Annotated in this window: 17 protein-coding genes; 9 read left to right on the top strand and 8 right to left on the bottom strand. The window is 70.8% G+C overall.

Annotated elements, in window-relative coordinates:
- Positions 1 to 26 precede the first annotated feature (26 nt).
- Positions 27 to 740 (bottom strand): type 1 glutamine amidotransferase domain-containing protein, encoded by a 714-nt coding sequence (locus tag ACFY7E_RS12695; RefSeq protein WP_389483841.1) that lies wholly within the window; start codon positions 738 to 740, stop codon positions 27 to 29.
- Positions 741 to 947: 207 nt separating this feature from the next.
- Between ACFY7E_RS12695 and ACFY7E_RS12690 the strand changes: the two genes are divergently transcribed.
- The 5 genes from ACFY7E_RS12690 to ACFY7E_RS12670 all read left to right on the top strand — a co-directional run bounded on the left by ACFY7E_RS12690 (position 948) and on the right by ACFY7E_RS12670 (position 7,100).
- Positions 948 to 1,568, top strand: a complete 621-nt coding sequence (locus ACFY7E_RS12690; RefSeq protein WP_389483839.1) for a TetR family transcriptional regulator — start codon at positions 948 to 950, stop codon at positions 1,566 to 1,568.
- A 243-nt stretch (positions 1,569 to 1,811) separates the two neighbouring features.
- A complete protein-coding gene (locus ACFY7E_RS12685; protein WP_389483836.1) occupies positions 1,812 to 2,783 on the top strand; it encodes an alpha/beta hydrolase in 972 nt (323 codons plus the stop codon).
- A gap of 153 nt (positions 2,784 to 2,936) precedes the next feature.
- The gene (locus ACFY7E_RS12680) at positions 2,937 to 4,181 is read left to right on the top strand and encodes an NADH:flavin oxidoreductase/NADH oxidase family protein (protein WP_389483833.1); all 1,245 of its coding nucleotides are present in this window, start codon (positions 2,937 to 2,939) and stop codon (positions 4,179 to 4,181) included.
- A 387-nt stretch (positions 4,182 to 4,568) separates the two neighbouring features.
- Positions 4,569 to 5,489: an acetoacetate decarboxylase family protein gene (locus tag ACFY7E_RS12675; RefSeq protein WP_389483830.1), complete on the top strand. Its 921-nt coding sequence runs from the start codon at positions 4,569 to 4,571 to the stop codon at positions 5,487 to 5,489.
- 15 nt (positions 5,490 to 5,504) lie between these two features.
- Positions 5,505 to 7,100 carry a succinic semialdehyde dehydrogenase gene (locus ACFY7E_RS12670; protein WP_389483828.1) on the top strand — a complete coding sequence of 532 codons (1,596 nt, stop codon included), beginning with the start codon at positions 5,505 to 5,507 and terminating at the stop codon, positions 7,098 to 7,100.
- A 74-nt stretch (positions 7,101 to 7,174) separates the two neighbouring features.
- On the opposite strand, the gene ACFY7E_RS12665 is transcribed toward ACFY7E_RS12670, so the two are convergent.
- Complete coding sequence (locus tag ACFY7E_RS12665) at positions 7,175 to 8,425, bottom strand: NADH:flavin oxidoreductase/NADH oxidase family protein (protein ID WP_389483826.1); 1,251 nt, start codon at positions 8,423 to 8,425, stop codon at positions 7,175 to 7,177.
- 97 nt (positions 8,426 to 8,522) lie between these two features.
- Here ACFY7E_RS12665 and ACFY7E_RS12660 point away from each other — a divergent pair, with 97 nt between their 5' ends.
- A complete protein-coding gene (locus tag ACFY7E_RS12660) occupies positions 8,523 to 9,128 on the top strand; it encodes a TetR/AcrR family transcriptional regulator (RefSeq protein WP_389483824.1) in 606 nt (201 codons plus the stop codon).
- A gap of 44 nt (positions 9,129 to 9,172) precedes the next feature.
- On the opposite strand, the gene ACFY7E_RS12655 is transcribed toward ACFY7E_RS12660, so the two are convergent.
- The 6 genes from ACFY7E_RS12655 to ACFY7E_RS12630 form a co-directional block, all read right to left on the bottom strand.
- Complete coding sequence (locus ACFY7E_RS12655) at positions 9,173 to 9,820, bottom strand: histidine phosphatase family protein (protein ID WP_389483821.1); 648 nt, start codon at positions 9,818 to 9,820, stop codon at positions 9,173 to 9,175.
- A gap of 17 nt (positions 9,821 to 9,837) precedes the next feature.
- Positions 9,838 to 10,908 carry a phosphotransferase family protein gene (locus ACFY7E_RS12650; protein WP_389483819.1) on the bottom strand — a complete coding sequence of 357 codons (1,071 nt, stop codon included), beginning with the start codon at positions 10,906 to 10,908 and terminating at the stop codon, positions 9,838 to 9,840.
- Between the two features lie 37 nt (positions 10,909 to 10,945).
- Positions 10,946 to 11,761 (bottom strand): SDR family NAD(P)-dependent oxidoreductase, encoded by an 816-nt coding sequence (locus ACFY7E_RS12645; RefSeq protein ID WP_389483817.1) that lies wholly within the window; start codon positions 11,759 to 11,761, stop codon positions 10,946 to 10,948.
- Positions 11,758 to 12,981, bottom strand: a complete 1,224-nt coding sequence (locus ACFY7E_RS12640) for an acyl-CoA dehydrogenase family protein (RefSeq protein WP_389483815.1) — start codon at positions 12,979 to 12,981, stop codon at positions 11,758 to 11,760. Before ACFY7E_RS12640 ends, ACFY7E_RS12645 begins: the two co-directional genes overlap by 4 nt.
- A 1,042-nt stretch (positions 12,982 to 14,023) precedes the next feature.
- Positions 14,024 to 14,629, bottom strand: coding sequence for a TetR/AcrR family transcriptional regulator (locus ACFY7E_RS12635; protein WP_389483813.1), 606 nt, complete (start codon positions 14,627 to 14,629; stop codon positions 14,024 to 14,026).
- Positions 14,630 to 15,344: 715 nt separating this feature from the next.
- Positions 15,345 to 16,310, bottom strand: coding sequence for a pirin family protein (locus ACFY7E_RS12630; protein ID WP_389483811.1), 966 nt, complete (start codon positions 16,308 to 16,310; stop codon positions 15,345 to 15,347).
- 169 nt (positions 16,311 to 16,479) lie between these two features.
- Here ACFY7E_RS12630 and ACFY7E_RS12625 point away from each other — a divergent pair, with 169 nt between their 5' ends.
- From ACFY7E_RS12625 to ACFY7E_RS12615, 3 genes are all read left to right on the top strand, one after another.
- On the top strand, positions 16,480 to 16,824 hold the full coding sequence (locus ACFY7E_RS12625; protein WP_383442478.1) for a tetratricopeptide repeat protein: 345 nt from the start codon (positions 16,480 to 16,482) through the stop codon (positions 16,822 to 16,824).
- Positions 16,825 to 16,876: 52 nt separating this feature from the next.
- Positions 16,877 to 17,275 carry a DUF6153 family protein gene (locus ACFY7E_RS12620; RefSeq protein WP_389483809.1) on the top strand — a complete coding sequence of 133 codons (399 nt, stop codon included), beginning with the start codon at positions 16,877 to 16,879 and terminating at the stop codon, positions 17,273 to 17,275.
- A gap of 112 nt (positions 17,276 to 17,387) precedes the next feature.
- Complete coding sequence (locus tag ACFY7E_RS12615; RefSeq protein ID WP_389484222.1) at positions 17,388 to 18,074, top strand: DUF305 domain-containing protein; 687 nt, start codon at positions 17,388 to 17,390, stop codon at positions 18,072 to 18,074.
- Positions 18,075 to 18,084 lie beyond the last annotated feature (10 nt).

Raw genomic sequence — 18,084 nt, 5'->3', positions numbered from 1 at the left:
CGTGGGGGCGGTATGCGTACCGGGCTTCAGCGCGCCGCGGTGGCGTTCACGTCGGCGACGATGCGTTCGGCGAGGCGTTCGGAGGACGGTGGGTTCTGCCCGGTGTACAGGTTGCGGTCGACCACCACGTACGGCCTGAGCGGGAGGCGGGCCTTGGAGTACTCCGCTCCGCTCTCCCGCAGCCGGTCCTCGAGGAGCCAGATCGCCTTGCGGCCGAAGCTGTTGAACTTCTCCTCCAGGTTCGAGAGGCCCGTCATCCGGTAGCCGGTGAACGGCCACGACCCGTCCTCGTTCTCCGCCGCGAACGCCGCCGCCGGCGCGTGGCACAGCAGCGCCAGCGGCTTGCCCGACGCGAGGACCCGGGTCAGCAGCGCGCCGGAGACCGGGTCGACCGACAGGTCCTCCATCGGGCCGTGCCCGCCCGGGTAGAACACCACGTCGAAGTCGTCCGGGTCGATGTCGTCCAGTGACCGGGGGCTGTTCAGCTCGTCCTGGATCGAGTCCAGGTACGCGGCCACCTCACGCAGCTTCGAAGGCCACCCGGCCGTCTTCGACATGCTCAGCCGGTCGAGCGTCGGGACCTTCCCGCCCGGGGTGGCGAGGGTGATGTCCCACCCCTCCCGGGAGAAGATCTTGTGCGGCATCGCCAGCTCCTCGCCCCAGAAGCCCGACGGATGTACTTCCCCGTCCCGCAACGTCCAGCGATCGGCCGCGGACACAACGAACAACACCCTGGTCACCACGGACCCTCCTCCTGCCGAGACGGTCCCGCCGCCGAAGCGGTGGACACGCATCTGCCGATATACGGCGCAGACGGCCTTGAATCATCATCCGCCCCAGGAGGGGCACGGGCGACCGGCGCCCGCTCAAGGCCTCGCACCTCACGAATGACACAGTACGCCAGTTCTGGCACAGACTGCCAAGTCTGGCACTGTTAGCCTTTCCGCATGAGGGAGAACACCGCACCCGGCCTGCGCATGAAGACCCGCCGGGCCGTCACCGAAGCCCTGGCCGACACCGCTCTCGACCTCTTCGACAGCAGGGGTTTCGACCAGGTCACCGTGGCCGACGTCGTCGCGGCGGCGGGCATCTCCCAGCGCAGCTTCTTCCGCTACTTCAGCAACAAGGAGGACGTCGTCTTCGGCGACCGCATCCCCTCCGCCGAGGAGGTGCGGGACGAACTCCTCCGACACATCGACGACGCCCCCGCCTGGGACGCGCTGCGCGCCACCTTCCGTACGGCGGCGCTCCAGATGGACGCCGACGAGGGGCGCTGGAAGCGGGCGACCCGCGTCATCTGCCACACGCCCGGCCTGCGCGCGCGCTACTTGGAGAAGCACCTGGCCTGGACCGACGCCCTCACACCCGAGATCGCGTCCCGGATCGGGGGCGACGGTCCGAACGGTTCCGGCGGTCCCGACGCGGAGCTCAGGGCCCATACGATGATCAACACCGCGCTGGGCTGCTTCGACGTCGCCCTCGTGCGCTGGGCCGACGGCGGCACGGACCTCTCCCTCGCCGCCCTCGTCGACGACGTGTTCGGGTTCGTACGGTTCCCCCACGCCTGACCGGCCCCTTCCCCGGGGCACCGCACCCCGGGTCCGCACGGTCCGCGACGCTGCCCGCCCGCCCCGCGGAAGGCGAGCGGGCAGCGTCGCGAAGAGAGTCTGCGTCGGGGCCGGAGGCCGGGTTGCGGAGGGCAAAAGGGGCGCGAACGATGGAGGCGGGCGCGACGCCCGGGGCGGGGCCACAGCCGCGGCCGGCGAGGCCGTGCGAACAGGGCACTCGTGTGCCCGTGACATGGAGCGGACATGACCGATCTTCCTCCTCCGATCACTCCCCATCTCGAACCGGCGGCGAAGGAGCTGTGCGAGGCGACCGATCCCCATCCGCGGATCTACGAGGTCCCCCCGGAGAAGGGCCGCGACATCCTGCTCGGCCTGCAGAGCGACGAGAGCGTGCCCCGCCCCGAGGTCGACGAGGAGTGGGTCGACGTGGACGCGGGCGAGTGGGGCACGGTCCGCACCCGCATCATCCGGCCCGCCGGGTCCACCAGCCCGCTGCCGGTGGCCTTCTACATCCACGGCGCCGGCTGGGTCTTCGGCGACGACAAGACCCACGACCGCCTCTTCCGCGAACTGGCCGTCGGAGCGGGCGCCGCGGGTGTCTTCCCCGTCTACGACCGCGCACCCGAGGCGAAGTACCCCACCCAGGTCGAGCAGAACTACGCCGTGGGGCAGTGGGTCCTGGAGCACGGCGCCGAACACGGCCTGGACACCTCCCGGATCGCCGTCACCGGCGAGTCCGTCGGCGGCTGCATGTCGGCGGTGTTCGCGCTGATGAACAAGGAGCGCGGCGGGATCGACCTCAAGGCGCAGGTCCTGCTCTACCCGGTGACGAACGCCGACTTCGACACCCCCTCCTACCTCCAGTTCGCCGAGGGCTACTACCTCACCCGCGACGGCATGAAGTGGTTCTGGGACCAGTACTCCGAGCCGGGACAGCGCACGGAGGTGTACGCCTCCCCGCTCCAGGCTTCTCTGGACCGGCTCAAGGGCCTGCCCACCACCCTGGTCATCACCGACGAGGCCGACGTCCTGCGCGACGAGGGCGAGCAGTACGCCAACAAACTCCGCGAGGCCGGCGTCGACGTGACCTCCGTGCGCGTGGCCGGCATGGTCCACGACTTCCTCCTCCTCGACAGCCTCCGCGACACCCGCGCCGCGAACGTCGCCCGCAAACTGGCCGTCGACTTCCTCACCCGCGCACTTCACGACAGCTGAACCCGCACCCCCGACACGGGCCCGGACCATCGTCCGGGCCCGTCGTCCGTCTGCGACGCAGCACACATCCCTCGATGTTTACGTTGATTACATCCATGCGTTAATGTGAGTGGTGCACACATCGAAAACGTTCACGAGGGAAGAGAGAACGGAATGACCGGCGAACTGTTCGCACCACTGCCCCTGCGCTCCGGGCGGGTGCTGAAGAACCGGATCGGGAAGGCGGCGATGGAGGAGAACATGGCCGGGACCGGCCAGCTCCCCGACGAGCGCATCCTCACGCTGTACCGGCGCTGGGCCGCCGGCGGTGCCGGGCTGCTGATCACCGGCAACGTCATGGTCCACGCCGAGGCGCTGACCGCCCCCGCCGGCGTCGTGCTCGACGAGTACTCGCCCCTCAAGCCCTTCGTGGAATGGGCGAAGGCCGGGAAGTCCGGCGGGGGCGTGATGTGGATGCAGATCAACCACCCCGGCCGCCAGGTGGCCTCCGGCATGCCCGGCGTGGTGTGGGGCCCGTCCGACGTCGGCGTCAGCCTGGGCAGGCACAGCAGCCGCTTCGGCCGCCCGACGGCCATGACCCCGCGGCAGATCGACGACACGGTGACGAGGTTCGCCGTCACGGCCCAGCGTGCGGAGAAGGCCGGTTTCGACGGCGTCGAGGTCCACGCCGCCCATGGCTACCTCCTGTCCCAGTTCCTCTCCCCGCTGGTCAACAAGCGCACCGACCAGTGGGGCGGGTCCCTGGAGAACCGGGCCCGGATGCTCCTCGACGTCGTCCGCGCCGTCCGGGCCGCCGTCCCGCCGTCCTTCGCGGTCGCGGTCAAGCTCAACTCCGCCGACTTCCAGCGCGGCGGCTTCGACGCCGACGACGCCCGCCGGGTCATCGCCATGCTCGAACCCCTCGGCGTCGACCTGGTCGAGCTCTCCGGCGGCAGCTACGAGAGCCCCGCCATGACCGGCCGCTCCACCGACACCCGCACCCAGGCACGCGAGGCGTACTTCCTCGACCTGGCCAAGGAGCTGGCCGCCACCAGCCCGCTGCCCCTGATGCTCACCGGCGGCATCACCCGGCGCGCGACCGCGCGGAAGGTCCTCGACAGCGGCGTGGCGGTCGTCGGCATGGGCACCGCCCTCGCCGTCACCCCCGACCTGCCCGACCGCTGGCGCCAGGACCGCGAGGCCGACCGGCAGATGCGGCCGGTGACCTGGTCCGACAAGGCCCTCGCCTCCGCCGCGAGCATGGCCCAGGTCCGCCACCAGATGCGCCGCCTCGCCCGGGGCGGCCACCCCAGGCCCGGCACCCACCCCGCGATCGCCCTGATCTCCGAACAGCGCAGGCAGCGCAAGGCCCTGCGCGACTACCGCACCTGGCTGGCCAAGCCCCGGAGCAAGGCCTGACCGATCCACCCGGAACCCGGCCGCTCGAAACCGGCCCGTTCGAAGCCGGCCCACCCGGAATCGGCCCATCCGAAGCCAACCCAGGATGTCGGCAGCCGCACGGACGAGGGCGGGCCGGGCGGCGTCCACGGCACACCGGCCTCCCCCGCTCCCGTGCCGCCCCCTCCCCCGACGGAGGCCCCGCCCGGAGCCGTCGCCACTCTGTGGTCCAGCATCCTCTTCACCGCACACCGTCGCCTGGGAAAGGGCGGATGAGCACCTCGCCCGCCCCCCTCGAATTCGCCCTTGAATTCGTTGCGATCTCGCACCCCCCACAGTGTTGACCCTGCAAACATTGAACTCTACAGTCATGTATACGCTGCACACATCAGAGTGAGGAACTCCCCCATGTCTTCGACTCAGAAGGACACCGTCAAGGTCGACCTGGGAGGCCGTGAGGTCACCGTGCCCCAGGACGGCCTGTACGACCGCTACCGGATGAACCCCGACCTGGACGCGATCGCCCGCGACCCGCGCGTCAGCGGGGTGGACTTCTTCCGGCAGCTGCCGAAGATCAAGGTCGACTCGCCGATCGGTCCCACGCTGACCCCGAACTTCTACTACGCGATGTCGTCCGCCCGGCTGACGATGCTCGCGCCCACCCGTGCGATCCGCGCCCGGCTGCCCGAGGAGCTCTCCCCGCTGGAGGTCGCGCCCGGCCTCGGGCTGGTGTCGGTGATGTTCTTCCGCTACGACGTGTGCGACATCGACTTCTACACCGAGGCCGCCGTCGGCATCGCCGTCAAGCCCGCCCGGCACGGCAAACTCGGCTTCTTCGACCTCGTCTCCGGCCTGAAGAACGAGCACCTGCACTCCTACGTCCTGTCCCTGCCGGTGAACTCGCAGATCGCACAGGTCCGGGGCCACGACGGCTACGGCTTCCCCAAGTGGGTCACCGACCTCGACGTCTCCATCGACCACCACCGCACCACCGCGCGCGTGGCCAACGACTCCGGCGGCGTCGACCTGGCGCTCCTGGCGGACACCCCGGCCCAGAAGGCCCACCCGAGCGGTGAGCGGGTCGGCTCGCTCACCTCGTACACGACGATCGACGGCGCCTGGCACTCCACGCTGAACCAGACCAACGTCCTGAACGCCGGCACGACGCGCAGCGCCAAGGGCATCACCCTCCAGCTCGGACAGGGCCGCATGTCCGACGACCTTCGCTCGCTCCAGCCGAAGCGGACCGTGCAGTTCGACGTCATGACCGAGGGTCAGGCCGCCCTGCACATGCCGGTCCCCACCTCGATCCAGAGCCGCAGCAAGTAACAGAGGAGTCCCGCCATGGCCATCGCATCCGCCGCCCCGACGACCACCCGCGGTCCGAGCCTTCCCGCGACCGTCACCCCCTCCTTCCTCCAGCGCCTGACCGCCCGGGTCTCGGCCGCGCCGAACGCCGCGCGCGTCACCACCACCGCCCCCTACACCGGTGTCCCGCTGGCCGACCTCCCCGTCTCCACCCCCGAGGACGTCGAGGACGCGTTCGTCCGCGCCCGCACCGCGCAGAAGGCCTGGGCCGCCACCCCGATCGCGGAGCGCAAGAAGGTCCTGCTGCGCTACCACGACCTCGTCCTGGCCCGTCAGGACCAGGCCCTCGACCTGATGCAGGCCGAGAACGGCAAGACACGCCGCGACGCCTTCCTGGAGGTCGTCGACATCGGCATCGTCTCGCGCTACTACGCGCGCAACGCCGCCAAGTACCTCAATCCCAAGCGGCGGCGCGGCGCGATCCCGCTGCTCACCCACACCACCGAGCTGCGCCACCCCAAGGGCGTCGTCACCGTCGTCTCGCCGTGGAACTACCCGCTGAGCATGGCCGCCAGTGACACCATCGCCGCCCTCATGGCCGGCAACGCCGTCGTGCAGAAGCCCGACACCCAGACCGCGCTGACCGCGCTGTGGTCGATGGACCTGATGTACGAGGCGGGTTTGCCCGAGGGCGTGTGGCAGATGGTGATCGGCCGGGGCAGCTCCATCGGCGGCGCGCTGATGGACAACGCCGACTACATGATGTTCACCGGCTCCACCGCCACCGGACGCCAGATCGCGAGCGACGCAGGCCGGCGCCTGATCGGCGCCTCCCTCGAACTCGGCGGCAAGAACCCGATGATCGTCCTGGAGGACGCCGACATCGAGAAGGCCGCCGACGGCGCCGTGGCCGCCTGCTTCCCCTCCGCCGGACAGCTCTGCATCTCCGTCGAGCGCCTGTACGTGGCCGAGTCGATCCGCGACGAGTTCGTCGCCGCGTTCGTCGCCCGCACCGAGAAGCTCAAGATCGGCGCCGCGTACGACTACAGCGTCGACGTCGGCAGCCTCACCACCCCCGCCCAGCTCAAGACGGTCACCGAGCACGTCGAGGACGCCGTGGCCAAGGGCGCCACCGTCCTGGCCGGCGGCAAGGCCCGCCCCGACCTCGGCCCCCTCTTCTACGAGCCGACCGTCCTCACCGACGTCACCCCCGACATGACGCTGCACTCCCACGAGACCTTCGGGCCCGTCGTCTCCGTCTACGCCTTCCGCGACGTCGACGACGCGGTCACGCAGGCGAACGCCACGGCCTACGGCCTCAACGCCAGCGTCTGGTCCCGCGACGGGGCCCGGGGCCGGGCCGTCGCCGCCCGCGTCCACGCCGGGACCGTCAACGTCAACGAGGCCTTCGCCGCCGCCTGGGGCAGCGTCGACGCCCCCATGGGCGGCATGGGCGATTCCGGCCTCGGCCGCCGCCACGGCGCCGACGGCATCCTCAAGTACACCGAACCCCAGACCGTCGCCCACCAGCGTGTCCAGGGCTTCTACCCGCCCTCGGGTATCAGCCCCGAGACCTGGGCCTCGCTCCTCACCAACGCGCTCAAGATCATGAAGGCGGCCGGTTTCCGCTGAACGCTCGGCACCGAACGACACCGTCCGGCGCGACGCCGGGACGCCACCCGGGCGTCCGGGCCGCGCCGGACGGTTCACTTCGTCCCGGCCCTTCGCGTCGCGGCCAGCCAGGCGCGGTAGTCGCGCAGGGCGCGGCGCTGTTTGCGGCGCTCGGAGATCAGGGCGAGCGTCGGGCTGGCGCCGGGGCTCGTCCCGCGTCCTCGGGCGAGGCGGCGCATCTGGTGGCGCACCCTGGCCATGCTCGCGGCGGCGGCGAGCGCCTTGTCCGACCAGGTCACCGGCTCCATCATGCGGTCCGCCTCGCGGTGGTCCCGCCAGCGCAGGGGGAGGTCCGGGGTGAGGGTGATGGCGGTGCCCATGCCGACGACCGCCACCCCGTTGTAGAGCACCCGCTCGGCGGTGACGCGGCGGGTGATGCCGCCGGTGAGCATCAAAGGGATCGGGCTGGTCCGCACGAGGTCCTTGGCCAGGTCGAGGAAGTACGCCTCGCGTGCCTGGGTGCGGGTGTCGGCGGGACGGCCGGTCATGGCGGGGCTCTCGTAGCTGCCGCCGGAGAGCTCGACCAGGTCGACGCCGAGGGGTTCGAGCATGGCGATGACCCGGCGGGCGTCGTCGGCGTCGAAGCCGCCGCGCTGGAAGTCGGCGGAGTTGAGCTTGACCGCGACCGCGAAGGACGGAGAGACAGCGCTGCGGATGGCGTAGACGACATCGAGCAGCATCCGGGCCCGGTTCTCCAGGGACCCGCCCCACTGGTCGGTCCGCTTGTTGACCAGCGGGGAGAGGAACTGCGAGAGGAGGTAACCGTGCGCGGCGTGGATCTCGACGCCGTCGAAGCCGGCCTTCTCGGCCCGGTGGGCCGTGACGGCGAACCTCGTCACCGTGTCGTCGATCTGCCGCGGGGTCATGGCCGTCGGCTTGCCGAAGCGGCTGCTGTGCCTGCCCAGGCTGACGCCGACGTCGGACGGGCCCCACACGACACCGGGCATGCCGGAGGCCACCTGGCGGCCGGGGTGGTTGATCTGCATCCACATCACGCCCCCGCCGGACTTCCCGGCCTTCGCCCATTCCACGAAGGGCTTGAGGGGCGAGTACTCGTCGAGCACGACGCCGGCGGGGGCGGTCAGCGCCTCGGCGTGGACCATGACGTTGCCGGTGATCAGCAGTCCGGCGCCGCCGGCGGCCCAGCGCCGGTACAGCGTGAGGATGCGCTCGTCGGGGAGCTGGCCGGTCCCGGCCATGTTCTCCTCCATCGCCGCCTTCCCGATCCGGTTCTTCAGCACCCGCCCGGAGCGGAGCAGCAGCGGAGAGAACAGCTCGTCGGTCATCCCGGTTCCTTCTTCCTTTTCGATCATTTAGGATGTATGCACCATTTACATTTGACGGACGAGCAAGCAGTGGACACAGGGAGAGTGAGTGTGACCCATGTCACAGAACAGCACGTACCATCACGGTGATCTGCGTGCCGCCTGCCTGCGGGCGGCACGGGAACTCCTCGAGGAGGACGGCAGCGCGGGCCTCTCGCTGCGCGCGGTCGCGCGCCGCGCCGGAGTCTCGGCGACCGCCCCCTACCGTCACTACGCGGACCGCGAGGCACTCGTGTCCGCGGTGGCCGCCGAGGGCTACCGCGAACTCGCCGAGCACCTGGCGGCAGCCCATCCCGCTCCGTCGACACCGGACGACCTGGCCGCCGTGGCCGTGGTCTACGTCCGGTTCGCCCTGGAGCATCCGGCCCTGTTCCGGGCGATGTTCGCCGAGCCCTGCGACCCCACCAGCGAGGAGCGGGTCGCCGCGACCGCCGCCATCTCCGAGTACGTCCACGGCATCGTCCGCGACGCCTTCCCCGGCGTCGACGACACCGACGCCCTGGCGACCACGGTGTGGGCCCTCGTCCACGGCCTGGCCTTCCTGCACCTCGACGGCAAGCTCGACACCTCCACTCCCGAGGCCGTCGCCGACCGGGTCCGCGCCTCCGTGTTCGCCCTGTTCGCCGTCTCCCCGGCCCTGCGGGAGACGACCCCGGCAGGCTGACGCGCGACCGCGGGAGCGCTCCGTGCGGGCACGGTCCGGCGGCTTCACCGGTAGGTGACCAGTCGGCGTCGGTCACCGGCGAGGTGCGCGTGCTCGTTGAAGGTCAGGAGGGTGGTCCCGGATCCGCCCACCGCCAGGGTGGTGACGGAGGCGTTGACCGTGACGCGGTTGAGCGCGACCACTCCTTCGTCCGGCAGCGCCAGCAGCGCGCCGCACACGGCGGCGAGCGGACCTGCCGAGGTGAACACGACGGCGTCGCGTCCTCGGCCGAGCGCGGCCGGCAGCTCGGCCAGCGCGGCGCGAGCGCCCTCGGCGAACACGGGCCAGACCTCGCCCCCGGCGGGGTCGGGATCCTTCATCCATGCCGCCAGGGCGTGGTCGAGCAGATCCTGCACGGACCGCTCCCCGATGGGCGGCGGTGCATAGCGGTCCAGCAGGGCGAGGTGGTCGTACTCGTTCCAGCGCGCGTCCTGGTGGAGGGCTCCTCGGAATCCGGCCGCCTCGGCGGCGATGCGGGCCGTGTCGCGCTGGCGGGTCAGGGTTCCGGCGACGAGGTGCGGGTCGCGCAGGCCTCGGCGGGCGAGTTCCCGGCCGACGGCGGCAGCCTGGGCGCGACCGGAGCCGGACAGGACGTCGTAGTCCTTCGCCTCGGAAGAGGCCTGGCCGTGACGGACGAGACAGATGAGGGGCATGACGGTACTCCGGCCTGTCAGCCGCCGCGGGCGCGGCGGATGGTGGTGCGGCAGCGGTGGTCGAGGTAGTGGACGGCCGGCCAGAGGTTGCGGAAGGCCGGATTACGGGTCTGCTCGTGGTGGTAGCGGTGGTAGATCTGCTGGGCGATCACCGCGAGCCGGAAGAGGCCGAAGACCTCGTAGAGGGGCCAGTCGTCGGTGGACAGGCCTGTCCGGTCGCGGTACCGCTCGACGATCTCGGTCCGGGTGAGCATGCCCGGCAGACGGCTGGGCCGGCGGCGCATCGCCCGGGCCGCGCGACCGTCGTCGGCCTGCACCCAGTACGCGAGGGCGCTGCCGAGGTCCATCAGCGGGTCGCCCAGGGTGGCCAGTTCCCAGTCGAGCACTCCGGTGACCCGCAGACTCTTCTCGTCGAGGACGAAGTCGTCCAGGCGCCAGTCGTTGTGGACGACGCGGAGAGCGGCATCGTCGGGCCGGTGCTCGGCGAGCCAGGCCGTCACGCGTCGGAAGCTCGGTGTGTTCCAGGTGCGGGCCCGCTCGTAGCGGCGAGTCCAGCCCTCCACCTGCCGGCGAACGTACCCCGCTCCCCTGCCGAGGTCGGCGAGACCGGCCGCCGCGGGGTCGATCCGGTGCGGATCGGCGAGCGTGTCGACGAAGGTCTCCGACAGTGCCCGCGCCCTGCCGGGCGACAGGTCCATGCCGCGTGGCGGCCTGCCGCGCAGGACGACTCCGGGCACCTTGTCCATGACGTAGAAGTCGGTGCCGATGACGGATGGATCCCGACACAGCGCCCGGACCTCGGGGACGAGCGGGAAGACGGGCTTCAGCGCCTCCTGGACGCGGTACTCACGGGCCACGTCGTGCGCGGAGCCGGCCTTCCCGCCCGCCGGCGGACGGCGCAGGATCAGCTCCCTCCCGAGATGCGGGCAGCTCAGCAGGTACGTGAGGTTCGACGCGCCGCCCGTGAACTGGACGACGTCGGGGGCGGGGCTCGAAAGGCCCTCCACGTGCCGTTCCAGCCAGGCATGTACGCCTTCGACGTCGAAGGCGTCCTCCGCGCGGACCGCGCTCCGGTCGGTGTCGTTCATCGGTCCGCTCCGGTGACCGTCGGCTTTCCCCTCGGGCTCATGCCGCCCTCCTTCGCTTCTGCGGGTGCCGGGATTCGAGCTCTGCGGACGTGCGCCGCCACTTCTTCGCGGCTCGCGCGTCCGCCACGCGCGGGAACAGCCGCTTGAGGCACAGGGCGCGCCGGTCCGTGGGGCGGGTGAGGACGAGGAAGTGCCCCTTGTCGACCGCGTGGGCGATTCGCCCGGCCACCTGCTCCGCAGTATGGAGGCTCTGTCTGACCTCCCGGTCGGCGATTTCGGCCAGCTCGGGGTCGGGGCTGTGCAGCTCCGCCCTGAGGCCGGTGCGGAAGGGGCCGGGGCAGGCGACGGTGGCACGGATACCGAAAGGAGCCAGCTCCTGCCGGATGGTCTCGGACAGGGAGATGACGGCGGCCTTCGAGGCGTTGTACGAGGTTGCGCCAGGCATGTTGAGCAGTCCGGCCGAGGAGGCGATGTTGACGATGTGACCGCCGCCCTGCTGTTTGAAGAGCGGCACGAAGGTCCGGCAGCCCTGGGCGACGCCTTTGAGATTGATGTCGAGAATCCAGTCCCAGTCGTCGTTCCGGAGGTCTTCGACGCGTCCGGCGGCTGCCACTCCTGCGTTGTTGACCAAGACGTCCAGGCCGCCCCAATGGCTCTCGCACCAGCGCAGGGCGCGCTGCCGGTCGTCGTGGAGTCGGACGTCGAGCCGGAGGAACGAGACCGCGCCGGGAAGCGGTTCGCCGGGCCGGTCGCGGTCCGCGGCCAGGACGCGGTCTCCGGCGGCGGCGTAGCGCTCCACGAGGGCACGGCCCAGGCCGGAGGCTCCGCCGGTGATGAGGACGCGCCTGCTCATGCCGCCTCCCGAATGCGGTACCGGCCGAGTTCGGCCCGGGCCACGACGCCGAGATGCACCTCGTCGGGGCCGTCGGCCAGGCGCAGCGCGCGGGCGGCGGCCATGGCGGAAGCGAGCGGGAAGTCGTCGGGCAGGCCCGCACCGCCGTGGAGCTGGATCGCCATGTCGATCACCTCGCAGGCCATCGCGGGAACGGCCGCCTCGACCTGGGACGACTCGCCGACGGCGACGGCCGGACCCGCGGTGTCCAGGAGCCATGCGGCGTGGAGGACTTGGAGCCGTGCCTGGCCGATCGCGATCCTGGCCCTGGCGATGCGCTCGCGATTGCCTCCCAGGTCGCTGAGCGGCTTGCCGAAGGCGGTGGGGGACACCGCTCGCCGACAAGCCAGTTCCAGCGCGTTCTCGGCGAGCCCGATCAGCCGCATGCAGTGGTGGATGCGACCGGGTCCGAGCCTGCCCCGGGCGATCTCGAAGCCTCGCCCGGGGCCGGCGATGACCGCGTCGAGCGGGAGTCGGACGTCGGAGAAGGTCGCTTCGCCGTGACCGTAGGGCTCGTCGAGATAGCCGTACACCGGCAGCATTCGCTCCACTCGTACGCCCGGGGTGTCGAGCGGCACCAGGACCACGGAGTGCCGGGCGTGACGCGGGGCGTCAGGTTCGGTCAGCCCCATGAAGACGGCGAACCGGCAGTCCGGGTGCCCGATGCCGGTGCTCCACCACTTGCGGCCGTTGAGGACGATCGTGTCCCCGTCGACAACGGCGGTGGCCGCCGTGTTGGCCGCGTCGGAGGAGGCGACGTCCGGCTCGGTCATGCAGAAGACCGAACGGATCTCGCCGCGCAGCAGCGGCTCCATCCATCGCCGGCGCTGCTCGTCGCTTCCGTGGTGGAGCAGAACCTCGGCGTTCCCGGCGTCGGGTGCGTTGCAGTTGAAGACCTCCGGTGCGATCAGCGAGCGGCCCACGAGTTCGGCGAGGGGCGCGTACTCGACATGGGTCAGACCGGCACCGTGCGTGCTGTCGGGAAGGAACAGGTTCCACAACCCAATGGTCTCGGCCCTGGCCTTCAACTCGTCGACCACCGAAGGGATGGACGCCCAGCGGTCCTCCTGGTCCCGCAGCGCGACAAGGTACTCCCGCTCGCGCGGCAGGACGTGCGACCCCATGAATCCGCTGACGCGGTCGATGTACTCGCGCGTCTTGGGCGAGCGTCCGGAGTCCATGCACTTCCATCCTGTCGAGCACTGCTCAGTAAGAGAGCCAATGTGTGGACCGAGCCCGCCGCCCGGCCCAGGCAGGCGCGCGATCGACAGCAGAACCGATGGTCACCCCCCTGCCCCGGTCGGGCGACAAGCGTGGTGAGCGCGGATTCTCGCGGCTTGAAGCGCCTGGCCGGTCAGGGTACGGCGGTCGCTTTCAAGGACCCGCAACGCCGGTTCATGACATCTGGTGAATGGATTGCGCGGCGGTCATGCGGAGGCCGGCGCCGGTCGGCCGCGTCAGGGCGCTCTCCGGCCCCAGTCACATACCGACCGGTACGGATCTCTCGGTCATGGCCGCAGACCCTAGCTTGTTGAGCGATGCTCGACAAGCCACCGAGCACCGCTCGACCGGATCCAAGACCCGCCTCGTGCGGCAGATCCGCACGCGTCACTCAATGTTGACGCCGCTCACTCCGGTGGGTAATGTACACGACGCACACATCAAGTGCGCCAATGATCCGTCCCCGCCGAGTTCGCCCTCGACCACCGAACCGTCCCTCCGACACGAAGCGCCCCTCGCACGCTCTCGCCTCCGAACGACTTGTGGGCTCCGGCTCGAAGCACGCGACCAACCCGCCTCGCGCCACCCTGGACGGAGACGTCGAGACCGCAGACAGCGGTAGAGAAAGACCCCGGTCGCGCTTCTCCACCACCGCGAGACGTCACCGGCGACGGCGGCGTGCGCGCCCCGCCGGAACGGCCAGGCGTACACCAGACCGCGCACGACGACCTCCGCCGGGCGCGCGTCACACGACAGGGCGAACGTCACCCCCTGCCGAACGGCCCGGCGGCCGGAGAATTCCCACCGAACTCAGACGGGCCCGGTACGCCAGCCTGACCTCATACCGCAAAGACGGGACGCCGGCACCCACACCGACAGGGTTCACCATCGGGGATGACGAGCTGTACGCAGGAACCCGGATCGGCAGGACCGAACGAGCGACACAGCGGGCCAAGGCCCCGCGCTTCGAAAGAACAGCCCCGCGTGTCCGTCCGACCGGGGTCAAGAACCGGCCAGCGGCGCACCGTTCCGCTCCATGATCTGTTCCAGGCCGCTCACGAGCAGGTCGACGAGGTCGTCCTTGGTGATGACCTCGACGGTGGAACTGATGGCCATCTCCTCCGCCATGGCCAGCCAGCCGCGCGCGACCAACCGGTGCAACGGCGTGGGAGCGGGGACCCCCGCAGCCTGCAGTACCCGGTCGGCCAGGATGCGGCGGTTCTCTTCGAAGACCTTGAGCACCAGCTCGTCCCCGCCGGCAGCCGCCCGCACCACGGCCACGTAGTTGTCCTTGCGCCGCTGCATGAACGACACGAAACCATCGACGATACGGCGCACCCGTTCCGCGTGGGTCCCCCCTTCGGGGGCGGTCGCGTGCAGAAGCAGCCGACGGTTCCCCGCCTGGACGACGGCGACGTAGTAGTCCCGTTTGGTCGGGAAGTAGTGGAAGAGCAGCCCTCGGGAGATTCCCGCCTCGGCAGCCACCTCATCGATGGACATCTCGTGGATGGGCCTGGTGGTGAGCAGGCGAAGACCGATGTCGATCAGTTGGGCCCTGCGCTCCTCCGGCTTCAGCCGTACACGGCTGAGCGCGGGCTTGGTGGTCATGCGCACGGAGATTAACTGGCCGAGCACGGCTCGACAAACCGACGCGGCAGCGGCGCGGACACCCTCACGGAGCTTCCATGGCGTGACTTCCCGTCGACGCGCGACGACAAATCCCGACACCAGCCTTTCCCGGCAAGAAGCTTGCCTTCCGCACTCCCCCACACGGGCCGTCGGCGCCTGAAAGGAGGCAGAGACGTGCCTTACTACGAGGTCAACGTTCCCATGCGAAGCATCACCGGAGACAGCGGAGTCCACGTCTTCACCGGAACGGCCACGAATTCCGGTGCCGCCATCCGCATCGCACAGCAGACGTACCACGCCGCGCAGGAAGCACAACGGGTGGGCCAGAAGATACCCGGCAAGCGCCCCGACGGGTGGGTGCCCGCGGCTACCGCTCGGACTGGAAACTCAACTGGCGCGCCGCGACGGCCTTCAGTGACTCCGTCCGGGCCCAGCGCTCGACATCCGGGCGGCAGACGGTGACCAGCACCACCTGACCACCTGACCACCTGACCACCAGTCAGGAAAGTCGGCAAAAGGTCGGCATCGATCCGATCGAACCCTGACACACAAGCCCGAACATGAGACTCGGCGCGCTTCCCCTCACTGCCCGACAGACTCCCGAAGCCGAGCACAAGACAGGATGCGGAGCAAGGGTCCCAGCACGATGACCATCAGCGGAATCACAGCCCATCCGAGTATGGGTTTCCGCAGTTCAGCGCACTCGTCCGCGCGGCTTCAGCGGGGTGGTGGGCAGGGCCGGGGCGGGCAGCCGCGCACCGTCGTAGCCGTGCACCTCGCCGAAGCGCGAGCCCTTCTCCCAATCGTTTCGCGCCTGTGCGATCTCCTCACCGGATCGGCCGACGAAGTTCCACCACATGACGATCTCCTCGGCGAAGGGCTCGCCGCCTAGGAGCATCAGGCCCGCGTCCGAGAGGGCGTGGAGGGGGAGTTCGGTGCGGCCGCAGCCGAGGTAGAGCATCGAGCCGGGCAGGACGGGCACGCCGTCGACGCGGGCCTCGCCGGACATGGTGAGGACGGCGTACTCGAAGTCGGGTTCCAGCGGGAGGTTCACCTCGGCGCCGGCCGTGAGGGCGAGGTCCGCGCCGACGATCGGGGTGTACGCGGTGCCCGGCGAGGCGGCGCCGTCGAGGGAGCCCAGGATCACCGTGGCCGTGAGGCCGGGGGCGGTGGCGCGGGGCAGGTCGGCGTGGTGCTCGAAGTGGGGGTCCACGTGGCGGTGGGCGTCGGGGAGGGCGACCCAGAGCTGGGCGCCGTGCAGGAAGCGGGCGTGCGGCCGGGGGCTCTCCTCGGAGTGGGAGATGGCCCGGCCGGAGGTCATCAGGCCCAGCTCGCGCGGGCGGATGGTCTGCAGGCTGCCGGTGGAGTCGCGGTGCAGCACCTCGCCCTCGTGGAGCCAGCTGACGGTCTGGAGTCCCGTGTGGGGATGGGGCGGGACCTGCATGCCGGGCTCGTCGGTGATGTCGTCGGGGCCGTAGTGGTCGACGAAGACCCAGGCGCCGACCATCCGGCGGCCCAGGTTCGGGAGCAGCCGGCGGACCTCGGTCGATTCTCCGAGCCGGACGTGGCGGGGGCTGAGGAGTTCCCGTACCGGTTCGGCGACGACGAAGCCGCGTCCGCCGCAGACGGTCGGCGTGGCCTGGCGTTCGAGATTGCTCATGGCGTCCAACCTATGCGCGTGCGGAGGGCGCGGGGCGTGACGCTCCGGCGGGGGTGCGAGAAGTCGGGGAGGCACCGGAAAGACATAGTGGAATGTTCAACCATTTCGGGTTGTTGATCCGGTCGGCCGCCCCACCGGGCGGACCCGGAGCTCCGGAAAGGAAGAGCGAGTGAGCGACACGTACTACGAGTTCGGCACGGCCGGGGAGCGCTGGGACCGGGCGCGGCTGTTCTTCGACGCGAAGGAGTACGGGACCGCCGTCCGCATCCTGCGCGGCCTCGTCGCCGAGCACCCGGAGCAGACGGCCCAGCGGCTCCTCCTGGCCCGTGCGTACTACCACTCCGCCCGGCTCTCCCTGGCCGAGACCGAGCTGCGCGCGATCCTGGAACGTGACCCGGTCGAGCACTACGCCCGGCTGATGCTCGGCCGCACACTGGAGCGGCAGGGGCGCGCGGAGGAGGCCGCACCGCATCTTCGGATGGCCGCCGCGATGACGGGCGACACCGTGTCCTGACGCGTTCCTGATACCCCCGCACGGTATATTCGGCGGCCGGGAGGTCCTGGCTGTGCGCACACATCGAGCGGAACGCCGTCGACGGGCGGGAGGTGCCCCGGCGCACCTCCTGCTCGTCGTCGTGCTCGCGCTCGGCGTGTTCCTGATGCACACCCTGGGCCACCCCGAGGGCTCCGGCGGCGGCACGCACACGACCGCCGCCGCCCCCGCCCCTCAGCACGACGGCGGGAACTCCGGCGCCGGGCACGATCCCGGTCCGGCCACGGACATGAGCACCCTGTGCGTGGCCGTCCTCGGCGTCTGGCTGCTGGCGCGGCTCGTCCTGGCCGTGCTGGGACGCGGCCCCGAGCGGCTCGTCCCCTTCCCGGCGCGCCTCGCGTACGTACGGGCTCCGCACGCCCCGCCCCGCCGTCCTCCCGACCCCGCCCGGCTGTCCGTCCTGCGGATATAGGCCGGCCGTCCCGCCCCACGGGTGCTCCACGTCGCCCGTGAGCCCCTTCGGCCTGCCCTTTTTCCGACCGTACGAGTCCGTACGAACAGCACACGAGGTATCCCCCATGCACATGCGTGCCTTCACGAACCGCGCCACCCGGACGGCCGCCCTCGTCGGCGCCGTCGCCGCGACCGGGCTCCTGCTCACCGCCTGCGGCGCGGACGACACCGCCCCGCGGGCGTCCGCCTCCCCGTCCGCCACCGCCTCCCCGTCCGCCACCGCCTCCCCGTCCGCCGCCGCGCCCGGGTCCGCCGCCTCGCAGGCGCCCGCTCCGGGGCCCTTCAACGACGCGGACGTCATGTTCGCGCAGATGATGATCCCCCACCACGAGCAGGCCCTGGAGATGACGGAGCTCGCCGACGGGCGGGCCGAGGACGCCGACGTCAAGAAGCTGGTCGCCGCGATCGAGGGGGCCCAGGAACCGGAGATCCGGAAGATGCGGGCCTGGCTCAAGGGCTGGGACCGGCCCGAGTCCGCCGACCACGAAAGCGGCCACGGCGGCGGCCACGGCTCCGGTCACGGCATGGCCGGGATGATGTCCGAGCAGGACATGAAGGACCTGGCGGCCGTAAAGGGCGAGAAGTTCGACCGCGCCTTCGCCGAGCTGATGATCGCCCACCACGAAGGCGCGGTCGCCATGGCGCAGGACGAGCGGAAGAACGGCGTCAACCCCACGGCCAGGAAGCTCGCCGACGACGTCGTACGGACCCAGTCCGCCGAGGTCGCCGAGCTGCGGAGGATCCTCGGCCGGATCTGACCGTCCCCCG

Source organism: Streptomyces sp. NPDC012825, from assembly GCF_042900925.1.
Taxonomy (GTDB): Bacteria; Actinomycetota; Actinomycetes; order Streptomycetales; family Streptomycetaceae; genus Streptomyces.
The sequence above is the reverse complement of the archived record's forward strand: the minus strand, read 5'-3'. Positions and strand labels throughout refer to the sequence as shown.